This window comes from Sorangium sp. So ce281, assembly GCF_051527395.1.
GTDB classification, from domain to species: domain Bacteria; phylum Myxococcota_A; class Polyangia; order Polyangiales; family Polyangiaceae; genus Sorangium; species Sorangium cellulosum_B.
Genome location: NZ_CP150322.1, coordinates 5,229,795 through 5,242,500, shown reverse-complemented (window position 1 = coordinate 5,242,500; position 12,706 = coordinate 5,229,795). Strand labels below are relative to the sequence as shown.

Genomic DNA, 12,706 nt, shown 5'->3' with positions numbered 1-12,706 from the left:
ATGGTACTGCCAGGGCAACCTGGTGGGAGAGTAGGACGCCGCCGGGATTTTCTTCGAACCTGCGCATGGCGCGAGCCATGCGCAGGTTTTTTTCTTTTGTACGCCCTTTCGCCAGGCGTCCGAGCCTTGCCCAGGCGTTCCCTTGGAGCTGGCGGCGGTCGCCACGGCAGCGTTCTCCGGACCTCGGAGAGGCCGCTCCAAGCTGCGCCCGAGAGCGGATGTTCCGAGCAGCCGGGCAGCCTGACCTCCGTCGAGGCGGCGAGGGAAGCGTGAACTCCTGCTGAGCCGAACGCGTGCGGGCGGCGTTCGGAGGGGGTGGCCATCCCGCCAGACGGACGCGCTCGCCGTGCGGTCCCATCTCGATGACCCCGCCCGGAGCGAGCGGTTGCGTCGGGTTCCCCCGTGAGGGATGGCTCTTGCATCGTCGGCGGCCTCGCAAGGAGGGGCCGCGCGGCGAAAGGCGCACCGGAAGAAGCGCCGCGCACCGGCTCCACAGGCCACGGAACCGCCGCCGATGGCGAAGAGACGCCCCCCCGCATCCGATCCGCTCGACCGCTTCCACCCCGCTACCCAGGCGTGGTTCCGCGCGGCTTTCGCCGCGCCCACCCCCGCCCAGGTGCAGGGCTTCCCGCCCATCCTCGACGGCGCCTCCACCCTGCTGCTCGCCCCGACCGGCTCGGGCAAGACGCTCGCCGCCTTCCTTGCGGCCATCGACCGGCTCATGGCGTCGCCCGAGCCCGAGGCCGCCGAGCGCTGCCGCGTCCTCTACGTATCGCCCCTCAAGGCGCTCGCGATCGACGTCGAGCGCAACCTGCGCGCGCCGCTCGCCGGCATCGCCGCCGCGGCCGAGCGCCTCGGCCTGCCCTACCGCGTCCCCCAGGTCGGCGTACGCTCCGGCGATACCGCGCCCGAGGACCGCGCCCGGCTCGCCAGGAAGCCGCCGGACATCCTCATCACCACCCCGGAGTCGCTCTACCTCCTGCTCACCGCGGCCGCGCGCGATCGGCTGCGCGCCGTCGAGACCGTCATCATCGACGAGATCCACGCGCTCGTCGCGACGAAGCGCGGGGCGCACCTCGCCCTGTCCCTCGAGCGGCTCGAGGCGCTGCGATCCGCGCCGCGACCGATGCAGCGCATCGGCCTCTCCGCCACGCAGCGGCCGCTCGACGAGGTCGCGCGGCTGCTCGGCGGCGGCGAGACCGACGGCGCCGGCGGGCGCTTCGCGCCGCGGCCGGTGACCCTCGTCGACGCGAGCGCCCCGAAGGCCCTGGAGCTCCGCATCGAGGTGCCCGTCGAGGACATGACCAAGCTCGGCGAGGCCGCCCGCGCGGGCGAGGGCCCGAGGGGGGCGCCCGCCGAGCCGGCGCAGCGCTCGATCTGGCCGAGCATCCACCCGCGCCTCGTCGAGCTCGTCCACGCCCACCGCACCACGATGATCTTCGTGAACAGCCGGCGCCTCGCCGAGCGCCTCGCCGCGGCGCTCAACGACACCGCCGGCGCCGAGATCGCGCTGGCGCACCACGGATCGATCGCCCGCGAGCAGCGGCAGCAGATCGAGGAGCGGCTCAAGGCGGGCCTCCTGCCGTGCATCGTCGCGACCTCGTCGCTGGAGCTCGGCCTCGACCTCGGCTCCGTCGACCTCGTGATCCAGCTCGAGGCGCCGCCCTCGGTCGCCGCCGGGCTCCAGCGCGTCGGGCGCGCGGGGCACGAGGTCTCCGGCACGTCGCGCGGCATCGTCTTTCCGAAGCACCGCGGCGATCTGCTCGCGTGCGCCGCGGCCGCGTCCCGCATGCGCGAAGGCAAGGTCGAGGCGACCCTGTACCCGAGGAACCCGCTCGACGTCCTCGCCCAGCAGATCGTCGCCATCGCCTCGATGGACACCCTCCACGTCGACGCGCTCTTCTCGCTCGTCCGCCGGGCGGCGCCCTTCGCCGAGCTGCCCCGCGCGAGCTTCGAGGGCGTGCTCGACATGCTCTCCGGCCGCTACCCCTCCGACGAGTTCGCCGAGCTCCGGCCCCGCATCGTCTGGGACCGGGTGGGCGGCGCCGTGCGCGCCAGGAAGGGCGCGAAGCGCCTCGCCGTCGTCAACGCCGGCACCATCCCCGACCGCGGCCTCTACGGCGTCTTCCTGGACACCGGCGGCGACGCCGCGCGCCCCGGCCGGCGCGTCGGGGAGCTCGACGAGGAGATGGTCTTCGAGGCCCGCGAGGGCGAGGTCTTCCTCCTCGGCGCCTCCTCGTGGCGCATCACCGACATCACCCACGACCGCGTCCTCGTCGTCCCCGCCCCGGGCGAGCCCGGCAAGATGCCGTTCTGGCGCGGCGACCAGGCCGGGCGCAACGCCGAGCTGGGCGCCTCCATCGGCGCCCTCGCGCGGCGCCTCGCCGCGCTGCCCGACGGCGAGGCCGAGCGCGCGCTCGCGGACGAGCACGGCCTCGACGAGCGCGCTGCCTCGAACCTCGTCCGGTACGTGCGCGACCAGGCCGCGGCCACGGGCGACGTCCCGAGCGACCGCACCCTCGTGATCGAGCGGTTCGTCGACGAGGTCGGCGATCACCGCATCTGCCTCCTCTCGCCGTTCGGCGGCCGCGTCCACGCGCCGCTCGCGACCTGCATCGCCGAGCGCTGCCGCCTCGAGCTCGGCCTCGCGGTCGACACCGTGTGGACCGACGACGGCATCGTCCTGCGGCTGCCCGAGTCGGAGTCGCCCCCCGACGCGAAGCAGCTCCTGCCGCAGGCCGACCAGGTGGAGGAGCTGCTCGTCCGCGGCCTCGGCGACACCGCCCTCTTCGCCTCGCGCTTCCGCGAGTGCGCGGGCCGGGCGCTGCTCCTGCCGCGCAAGTTCCCCGGCAAGCGCTCGCCGCTCTGGGCCCAGCGCAAGCGCGCCGCCGACCTGCTCGCCGTCGCGTCGCGCTACGGCTCGTTCCCCATCCTGCTCGAGACCTACCGCGAGTGCCTGCGCGACGTCTTCGACCTCACGGCGCTCGAGGATCTCCTCCGGCAGATCGCCGCCCGAAAGGTCCGCGTCGTCACGGTCGACGTCCGCGCGCCCTCGCCGTTCGCGGCCACGCTGCTCTTCACCTACGCCGGCAACTTCATCTACGAGGGCGATCTGCCGCTCGCCGAGCGAAGGGCGCAGGTGCTCACCATCGATCACAGCCGCCTGCGCGAGCTGCTCGGCGAGGCCGAGCTGCGCGAGCTGTTCGACGCGGACGCCGTGCTGGCCCTCGAGGCGTCGCTCCAGCGCCTCGACGGCCGAGCGCCGCTCAAGCACGAGGACCAGGCGCACGATCTCCTGCTCTCGCTCGGCGATCTCACGCGCGACGAGATCGCCCGGCGCGCGGTCGCTCACGACGCCCCGCCCGAAGCGGCCCGCGAGCGCGCCGCCGCCTGGATCGACGAGCTCGTCCGGGACCGGCGCGCCATCGAGGTCCAGATCGGCGGCGAGCGCCGCGTCGCCGCCGCCGAGGACGCGGGGCGGCTGCGCGACGCCCTCGGCGTGGTGCCGCCGCTCGGCCTGCCGATCGCGTTCCTCGAGCCCGTCGCCGACCCGCTCGGCGAGCTCGTCGCCCGCTACGCGCGCACGCACGGGCCCTTCCGCGCCGACGACGCGGCCCGGCGCTTCGGCCTCGGCCCTGCGCCGGTGCTGGCCGCGCTCGCGCGCCTCGCCGAGCGAGGCCGCGTGATCGAGGGCGAGTTCCTCCCCGGCGGCCGCGGCCGGGAGTTCTGCGACGCCGAGGTGCTGCGCTCGCTGAAGCGCCGCTCGCTGGCCCGGCTGCGCGCCGAGGTCGAGCCGGTCCCGCCCGAGGCCTACGCCCGCTTCCTCGCCGACTGGCACGGCCTGCACCGCCGCCGGCGCGGCCTCGACGGCTTGCTCGCGGCGCTCGAGCAGCTCCAGGGCGCGCCCCTCTCGGCCTCCGCCCTGGAGTCCGAGATCCTGCCCGCCCGCGTCGAGGGCTACCGGCCCGGCGATCTCGACGCGCTCTGCGCGGCCGGCGAGGTCCTCTGGCGCGGCGTCGAGCCGGTCGGCGACGGCGACGGCCGCGTCGCGCTCTACCTGGCCGAGGCCTTTCCGTACCTCGCCCCGCCGCCTGGCCGCGCCGAGGGGGCCCTCGCCGAGGGCATCCGCGCCGCGCTCGCGCGCCGCGGCGCGCTCTTCTTCTCCGACCTGTCGCGCGAGACGGGCGCCTTCGGCGCGGACCTGCTCGCCGCGCTCTGGGATCTCGTGTGGGCCGGCGAGGTCACGAACGACACGCTCGCCCCGCTGCGCGCCCTGGGCCGCGCGTCCGGATCGAGCGCCCGCCGGCGCGACCGCGACCGCGACCGCGCCGCGCCCGGCCGCGGCCTCTCGGCGCAGCGGGCGCGCCGGATCGGCCCGCCGGGGAGCGAAGGGCGCTGGTCGCTGCTGTCGTCTCCCGGCGCGTCCGGCGCTGCTGGCGGCGCGTCCTCCGGCGCGCCCGGCGAGACCGAGCGACGCGCGGCGCTCGCCCGCGCGCTGCTCGAGCGCCACGGGGTGCTCACGCGCGAGGCGGCGGCGGTCGAGGGGCTCGCTGGCGGCTTCTCCGCCGTCTACGACGTGCTCCGCGCCATGGAGGAGGCCGGTCAGGCGCGGCGCGGCTATTTCGTCGCCGGGCTGGGCGCCGCGCAGTTCGCGGTGCCCGGCGCCGACGATCGCCTCCGGGCCTGCCGCGAGCCGTCCGACGATCCGCGGACGCTCGTCCTCGCGGCCACGGATCCGGCGAGCCCCTGGGGCGCCGCCGTCCGCTGGCCCGAGCTGCCCGCGCCCGCCGGCGGCGGCACCGAAGGCGCTGTCCGCGGCCCGGTCCGGCCGCAACGGGCCGCGGGCGCCCTGGTGATCCTGCGCGACGGCCGGCTGCTCGCCTGGATGGGCCGCACCGAGCGGAGCCTCACCACGTTCCTGCCGGAGGCCGAGCCGGAGCGCGGCGACGCGATCCGGGCCGTCGCGTCGGCGCTCGGGGCGCTCGTCGACGAGGGGCGGCGGCGCGCCGTGCTCGTGGCCACGATCGACGGCGAGCCTGCGCACGGCTCCCCCCTCGCGCGCGCGCTCTCTGACGTGGGCTTCACCTCCGGAGCGCACGGCTACCTCAAGCGGGCCATCACGCCCGAGGGGGGCGGGTGGCGGCCGCGGCACGTGCCGCCCGCGAACGCCCCCGACTGGGCTCGCCGCGCGGCGGCGGCGGGCCTCGATGCGCCGGAGGACGAGGCAGACGGCTTCAGGCCGCCGCCCGGGCTCCGCTCATGGCCCTCCGGGCCTCCGGCGGGTGGATGGAGGATGTCGCCCGCCGGCGCGACCGAGGGTGGCGCGCAGCCGGCGAACGAGAGCGACCTCGACGACGACGACCCGGCGATGTTCGAGGACGGCGCGGGGATCGACGACGGATCGGCGTAGCCACCGGCCGGGGGCTGGAGTGGCCCTCTCCGAACCGGTGATCCCGGGTCCTGGCGTCTGCGTTCCAGCCATCACCCACCGTCGCCCGCGCGGCGGGCGCGGCGGAGGGAGCGCTGCGGCGTCGCGCGTGTCGACAGCGCCAAAGAAGGACCGCCGAGCAGCCGTGAAAGGGCGACCTTTCGTGGTTCCTCGGCGGCTCTTCGTGGTCCTCGCGCCCTCGGGGATGCCGAGCGGCGCGCGGGGACGGTTCAGCCCTGCTGGGTGTGCTCGTCCACCTTCACATGCTGCTCATGGCTTCCGCCGCGGCCCTTCCGGCTCCGGGCCTCGCCGTTCGTCGCCAGGCTCCGCGCCTCGGCGCCCTTGCGCCCGATCTCGGCCATGTGTTCGCGGTTCTGACTCACGGCCTCGCCGCCCTTGCGGCCCGCTGCGCGCGCCTCTTCGGACGTGAACTCGTGCGCCGTGCCCTTCTCATGAGCTGCCTTGCCGCCCTGACTCGCGATCTGGCGCTGCTGCTCCGCGTTCATCGCTGCGAAGCCTCGCTTGCTCTCGCTGGTCTGTCCCATGAATCACTCCTCGGATGGATTGCCTCGTGAACGCCACTCGACGACCGTGGCTACCTGCTGCTGCTTGGCCACATCAGGCCGGCGATGCCGGCGGTGCCGGCGACGCCGGGGCCATGCTGCAACGCGGGTGCCAGGCCGGGGAGCTCGGACGAATCTGCCGATGTGTTGAGGCCGGACAATTGATTGACCATCGGGTCGCCAGGGGTGCCGCCTCGAGGGTTCACTGTGGCAAATTGTCTCACTGTGCGCTCCGCCGTGTCTGGTCGCCCCAGTCTGCGGGTTCCATCGTGACAGGCTCACTGGACGTGGCCGGTCGTCCGGATCGCCCTCTGTCTCTCTCCTCCGATCGAACGAACCAGCGAGACGACTGCCATCATCGCGCTACACAGGAGCTCACGGTGGCCCTTTCAGGGTTCACCTGCGCGGCCGCCGCTGTTCACGATCGAGCGTCCGGCATCGCCGATGGCTCCCTTGCCCTCTGTCCACTCAGGCGGCCCCTCTGGTTCTTGTGCGGTCGGTATTTTGCCGTGACATGGCTGAATCTGGATGGCCGAGGGGCCACCTTGACGGTCCTGTGACGGCAGCCTTTCGGCGGGGCGTCGGAGGGCTGCGGCGCTGGGGCGTCGCGTCTTGACAACACGACGCCGCTGCCGCTCTCGTTGCACTGCATCGTCACCTCCAGCGCTCGGCCCGACGACGAGGCTTCCGGGCGGCCGGGGTGACGACATTGCAGGAGATCCACATGGCGCTTGCGATCCAGGGGGCCCGTCTCGACGGGGGCCAGCTCTGCTCACCGAACATGACATCATGGCCGCGCCGCGCGCGCGGCCGCGCTCCGGGCCACGCGCGTGGCGCGGGCCTGGTCGCGCTCTCGCTGGCGCTCCTCGCGGGCTGCGGCGGCGCCAGCGGCGCGGCGCCCGCGGAGGGCCCTGGGCCCGCGCCGGCGCCCGCGCCCGCGGCGAAGGCGCCTTTCGACATCGAGGAGGCGCTCGCCCGCGAGGCAGGCGAGCTGCCCGCCCGGGAGCTCCGCGCCGCGGACTGGTCGGCGCGCGCGTTCGGCGCAGGGGAGGCGAAGATCGAGCCGAAGGAGAAGCTCGTCGCGATCTCCATCCCCCTCGGCACGGACACCCATGTCGAGTGCTTCGTCTACAACACGATGCTCGACTCGGGCGAGGTGATAAGGAACTTCATCGAGCTGCTCGACCCTGCGAAGGTGGAGGTCGCTCGCGTCGTCCCCTGGGAGGTGAGCGTTCACCGGGAGAGCCCCGCGGTGTTCGTGCAGGCCCTCTACCTCGTCCCGACCGCCGGCGGGAAGGCGGCCGGCCTGCTCAAGATCGCGCTGCACGCGGACAGGGCGCGCCCCATCGCCTGCCTGCATGACGAGGTCGGGTATGTCCGCACGTTCGAGCGGCTCGCGAAGGGGCTCTTCGACTCGTTCGAGTCGAAGAGCGCCGCGCCGAAGCCCGAGTACACGGACACCGTCATCCTGCGCCTCGACAAGGTCCCTGTCGGCTTCGAGACGAGCGATCTGCTCAAGGACGAGGGCGGCCAGCGACGATGGTTCTCCCGCTCGGCCACCTTCGTGCCGCGTGACCCCAGATCGCTGCACATCGAGGATGAGGCGTCGAACGTGCTCATCGACCCTCAGGGGCAGATCAAGGAGGGCGTCTGGATCGAGACGTCGGGAGGCAAGGCGAACCACCGTATCGAGCTGTCCCAGAAGAAGAACTTCGAGTACGCGTACTCGGGAGAGGTCGAGGGCAAGAAGGTCCAAGGGACGTTCACGCCGGCGGCCAAGGCGTGGCTCGCCTCGCCCGTCGCCACCGCCTCGGCGCTCGCCCGGCTCCTCAAGAAGAAAGGCTCCTTCGACCTGAAGCAGCAGGAGTACATGCCCAGCGTCGATCCGACGAAGCCCGTCGACGTCCAGTACCTCCGCGACGCCTCGGGCGCCGTCACGGTCTCTCTGAAGACGATGCGCCTCGTGGGCAGCCTCGCTCCGGACGGCCGTCCGGAAGCGTTCGAGATCTCCGCCGGTCCTCCCAAGCTGACGATCCAGCGAGCCTACGTCAGGGGCAAGCTGTAAAACCGCCCGCGGATGCGCTTCCGGGCCTGTCCGGGAGCGCCAAGGCGCTCGCCGACGGCCATGCGCGGTGGGCCTTGCTGGTCGGACACCGTCGAGCGCAATCGCCGGCCGGCACCGTCGCAGAGGCCGGTTTCTGTGAAGCTGGAAAAATTTCATGCCGACGAAATATTATCGGGGGCGCTGGATGGCTGCAGCGCTTGAGTATCGTCGTCATTTTTATTGATTCATGACGATTTGGTGATCCTGCCCCGCTCGGGTCAGGTTATATATCTTCCCGGCCGGCCGAACGACTCTTCGCTGGAACAAAGAATCATTTTTTCGAGCGGAAGGAGCTCTCAATGCGCTCTGTGAGATCGCGTGGATCGCGTGGATCGCGTGGATCGCGTGTCTGCGGCCCGGCCAGCCTCAAGCTTGGCGTAATGACCGCGGGTGTATTCGCGCTTACGGCCTGCGTGTCGAATCTCGAGGACGAACCGGTCGAGGACGTCGCCAGCAGCCAGGATAGCTTCGAGGCGTTCGAGAGGGCCGCGTTCCGCGAGCCTGGCTCTGGTGTCTACATCGTCGATGGCGACACGTCCGTCGCCGACATCAAGCATCTCCGGGAGTTCTGGGAGACGTACGTACGAGATGGCGCCCTCATCGTGCAGCGCAGCGGCGGCAGCGATGTCGTCTGGTCGGCGGTCCAGAAGAAGAGCATCACCTACTGCGTGAGCACGACCTTCGGCGCGCGCCATGCCGCCGTCGCGGCGGCCATGGCTGCCGCCACGGCTTCCTGGGAGAGCGCCGCGGATGTCGATTACGTCTACCAGAGCGCTCAGGACGCGAGCTGCACTGCCGGCAACAGCAACGTCGTCTTCGACGTGAGGCCGACGAACTCCGGCGGCCAGTACATCGCGCGGGCGTTCTTCCCCAACGACGCGCGATCGGTGCGGAACGTGCTGATCGACGTCAACGAGCTCGAGGTCTCCGGCGTCGCGCTCGAGGCAGCCCTGCGGCACGAGCTTGGCCACACGCTCGGCTTTCGGCACGAGCACACGCGCCCCGAGGCGGGCGTCTGCTTCGAGGACAACGCGTGGCGCGCGCTGACCACCTATGACTCGGACTCCGTCATGCACTATCCCCAGTGCAACGGCACCGGCGACTGGAACTTCGCGCTGACCGCAAGAGACATCCAGGGCGCCCAGGCGCTCTACGGCCCGCCTGGCGGCGGCGGCAGCGGCGGCGCTGGTGGCGGCGGCAGCGGCGGCAGCGGCGGCAGCGGCGGCAGCGGCGGCAGCACGACGGTGACCGAGAGCTTCAGCAGCAGCGTCAACGCAGGTGCGTTCGTGGACATCGGACCGAGCGCCGGTTTCGCTGTCACGCCGGGGACGGGCCTCACTGTGGTGATGACCGGCACCGGCGATCCCGACCTCTACGTGAAGTTCGGATCGGCGCCGACGACGGCCTCGTACAGCTGCCGCCCGTACCTCTCCGGGGCATCCGAGACGTGCACGTTGACCGTGCCGACAGGGCAAACCAAGGCGTACGTCAAGGTCAGAGGGTACACCGCGGCCACCTGCAACGTGGCGGTGACCTATACCCGGCCTGGCGACCCCAGCAGCAGCGGCGGCGGCACGGCCACGTCGGCCGCCTTCAGCGGCAGCCTCGCGGCGGGCGCATCGGCGTCGCACGGGCCCCTCTCGGTGGTTCCTGGCACGAGCCTCCGGCTTGTGATGACCGGCACCGGCGACCCTGATCTCTACGTGAGGTTCGGCGCCGCGCCGACCCTGACCTCGTACGACTGCCGTCCGTACCTGGACGGCGCCGCGGAGACCTGCAATCTGACGGTCCCGGCGGGGCAGACGCGGGCCTTCCTCTCGGTGAACGGCTTCGCTGCCAGCACCTATCAGCTGAGCGCGACCTACACGGCCCCTTAGCTGGAGCGGGCCCCGCTGACGCGCCGAGCCATTCGCCGGAATGGATTGGCCGGATGGTCGCCCAACCGGGTGTGTTCGCAGCCATCGAGGGCGTCATTTCGACGTGACGCGACGCGCCCCAGCGCGCGGCGACCTGGACACCACCGCGGACGAACCCTCGATACGGGGAGGTGGGTATCAGGCACAGGATGAGCAGAGTAAGGAGAGCCCATCGTCCAATCTGCGCGCGACATTTCTCGAAAAATTGTCGCCGAAAATTGGGCACCTCAAGGGAACCCTTCCTAGGGTGCTCTCATGGACAAGAAAATTTTAGCCGCAACTCTCCTGCAGGCGCTGGCCATGGCTCAACGCGAAGGGCGCTCCGAGACACTCGATACGCTGGTCGAGAGGCTGCGCGTTCGCCGCCGGGATATCCGCGGCACGCTGACCCTGCTCCACCGCCAGGGCATGCTGGACGTGCTCCACATGCGACTCACGCTCTCCGGGTTCGCCATCGGCTCGGCGCTCATCGGAAAGACGCTGCCGGCGCTCCGGGCGGCGCCGCGGGCGTCCACCGCGGCGGCGTGAGCCGGCGCCGCGCTGCACGCCGCGCGCGGTGAGGGCGGGCGCGCGAGCTCCCAGAGCTCGCCGGGCGCTCCCGCGCGACGGCGCCGCCTAGGCCTCGACGAGGCCCGCTCGCACCGCGAGGCGGGTCAGGTCGGCCACGCTGTGCGTCGCCACCTTCGCGCAGAGGCGCGCCCGGTGCGTCTCGACCGTCTTCACGCTGATCGAGAGCTGGGCGGCGACCTCCTTGGCCGAGAGGCCCATCGCGAGCAGCCGGAGCACCTGCCGCTCCCGGTCGCTCAGCGCGGCCACCATGTCGCCCCTGGCGGCGGCGTCGCGCCGCTGGAGCGCGCGCACCATCGCGGCGCTCACGTCCGGCGAGACAGCCGTGCGCCCCCGGACGACGGTGCGCAGCGCCTCCACGAGATCGGCGAGCCGGCTCTGCTTCGAGAGATATCCATCGGCGCCGGCCCGCATCGCCTCGGCTACCCGGAACTCGTCGCGGTGCATCGAGAGCACGATGACGCGGAGCTCCGCGACGCCCTTGAGCTCACGGATGAGGTCGACGCCGCTGCGGTCCGCGAGGCCGAGCTCGATCACCGCCACCTGACAGCGGTGGATCTCCTGCGCTCGGCGCGCCTCCTGCCCGCTTCCAGCCTGAACGACCGCGCTCACCCCCGGCTGCGACGTCAGCGCGTACGCCAGCGCTTCCCGGACGACGTTCTGGTCATCGACGAGCAGGATATTCATGTCGAAGGCCCCCCTGTCAAAGGGCCTTGTAACAGACTACTTTGAGCTCCATGAACCTGTTTTCTCGGTAAGGATTCGCCTGGCGACGGCGATTCGGTTCCTGTGATGCTGGACTGGGCTCCTCGCAGAGCGCCTTGGACGAGCGCAGGAGTGCAATCGACATCGGGACGATGGCCCTGGAACGTCGTTTCATCCGAGCGGGGCGTCGTGCCTCGGCGGGGGCGCATGCGCTCCAGGAGCCCGCAGCCCGCGCGTCTCGTGACGAGCCCTCGGCAGGCCTCGCCTGGGCGGCGCGGGGCCCGCGCTCGAGGGCTCTCCCTTGGCCGTTATGTTTGCGGTAGATAGGCTGCCGCATGCCTCGCCCGCGCGGAGCGCTCTTCTCCGGTCTACGCCATGACTCGGCCTTCTGGCGCCGCGCCCTCGCCGCGGGGGTCAGGCACGGGCCGGAGCCCTGGGTGCGCCATAGCCCTCCGGTCTTCGGCGTGCTCTTCGCGGCCGCGCTCCCCGAGCTGCGCCGGCGCGTCGAGCAGAACCTCCGCCGCGTCCGCGGGCCGCGCTCGCGCCTCGTCGACCTGCTCGACAGCAGCGCGGTGTTCGCCGCCTACGGAAGCTGCATCACCGAGGCGCTGCTGCTCGCGAGCGATCGCGGGTACACGGTGGTGCGGCGCTCCCGGGGCGTCGAGCACTACCACGCGTGCGCTGCAGCAGGCCGGGGGGTCATCATCGTCACCGCGCACACCGGGGGCTGGGACATCGCCGGCCAGATCCTCGGCGCGGTGCATCCGGCGGGCGTCATGCTGGCGATGCAGCGGGAACGGGACGCCGAGGCGCGCGCGATCCAGGATGCGGCGCGGCAGCGCGCGGGTGTCCAGGTGGTGCACATCGGCGATGGGCCGCTGGACGCCCTGCCGCTCCTCAAGCACCTGCAGCGAGGCGGCGCGGTCGCGATGCAGATCGATCGCGCGCCGCCCGGGATGCGCAGCCGGGAGGTCACCTTCCTCGGCGGCCGCTGGCGAGCGCCCGAGGGGCCCATCGCGCTCGCCGCGATGAGCGGCGCGCCGATCTTGCCCGTGTTCACGCACCGCCTGGGCTTCCTCGACTACGAGGCGGTCGTGGCGCCGCCGATCCGGCTCGCCCGCCGGGCGACCGAGGAGGAGCGGGACGCGGCCGCGGCCGCGATGATGGGCGCCCTGGAGCGCTTCGTCCGGGCTCACCCGACACAGTGGTTCCACTTCACCGGCGACGGCCCGGCCGCGCCGGCGGAGGGCGGGACGGGTTGAGCTGAACAGCGGAGACCGCAAATGGGCCGATCCGCGCAAAGGCGGAGAGGCCGAGAGGCGGAGAGGCGGAGGCGAGCCGGAGGAACGCCAGAGACATCGAGAGCAGAGATTTCTCTCCGTGTCCTCTTGGTGTCTTTGTTTCTTGTTCCAGGGCGCCTTGC

Annotated in this window: 7 protein-coding genes and 1 rRNA gene (1 of these 8 running past the window's edge); 6 read left to right on the top strand and 2 right to left on the bottom strand. The window is 72.4% G+C overall.

What is annotated here, in order from left to right:
- Together rrf and WMF27_RS19865 are read left to right on the top strand one after the other, a co-directional pair.
- Positions 1 to 47, top strand: a 5S ribosomal RNA gene (gene rrf, locus WMF27_RS19870) (it extends 70 nt beyond the left edge of the window).
- Positions 48 to 514: 467 nt separating this feature from the next.
- The gene (locus WMF27_RS19865; protein WP_437767319.1) at positions 515 to 5,410 is read left to right on the top strand and encodes an Lhr family helicase; all 4,896 of its coding nucleotides are present in this window, start codon (positions 515 to 517) and stop codon (positions 5,408 to 5,410) included.
- Between the two features lie 248 nt (positions 5,411 to 5,658).
- Here the strand turns inward: WMF27_RS19865 and WMF27_RS19860 are convergent, their stop codons facing one another.
- The gene (locus WMF27_RS19860) at positions 5,659 to 5,973 is read right to left on the bottom strand and encodes a KGG domain-containing protein (RefSeq protein WP_437767320.1); all 315 of its coding nucleotides are present in this window, start codon (positions 5,971 to 5,973) and stop codon (positions 5,659 to 5,661) included.
- Positions 5,974 to 6,715: 742 nt separating this feature from the next.
- Between WMF27_RS19860 and WMF27_RS19855 the strand changes: the two genes are divergently transcribed.
- The 3 genes from WMF27_RS19855 to WMF27_RS19845 all read left to right on the top strand — a co-directional run bounded on the left by WMF27_RS19855 (position 6,716) and on the right by WMF27_RS19845 (position 10,539).
- Positions 6,716 to 8,056 (top strand): hypothetical protein, encoded by a 1,341-nt coding sequence (locus WMF27_RS19855; protein ID WP_437767321.1) that lies wholly within the window; start codon positions 6,716 to 6,718, stop codon positions 8,054 to 8,056.
- Between the two features lie 452 nt (positions 8,057 to 8,508).
- A complete protein-coding gene (locus WMF27_RS19850; RefSeq protein WP_437767322.1) occupies positions 8,509 to 9,972 on the top strand; it encodes a M57 family metalloprotease in 1,464 nt (487 codons plus the stop codon).
- A 339-nt stretch (positions 9,973 to 10,311) separates the two neighbouring features.
- Entirely contained in the window at positions 10,312 to 10,539 is a 228-nt protein-coding gene (locus WMF27_RS19845; RefSeq protein WP_437767323.1) for a hypothetical protein, read from the top strand.
- A gap of 87 nt (positions 10,540 to 10,626) precedes the next feature.
- Here WMF27_RS19845 and WMF27_RS19840 read toward each other — a convergent pair whose 3' ends face one another.
- Entirely contained in the window at positions 10,627 to 11,265 is a 639-nt protein-coding gene (locus WMF27_RS19840; RefSeq protein ID WP_437767324.1) for a response regulator, read from the bottom strand.
- 353 nt (positions 11,266 to 11,618) lie between these two features.
- Here WMF27_RS19840 and WMF27_RS19835 point away from each other — a divergent pair, with 353 nt between their 5' ends.
- Entirely contained in the window at positions 11,619 to 12,545 is a 927-nt protein-coding gene (locus tag WMF27_RS19835; RefSeq protein ID WP_437767325.1) for a lysophospholipid acyltransferase family protein, read from the top strand.
- The last annotated feature ends 161 nt before the right edge of the window (positions 12,546 to 12,706 follow it).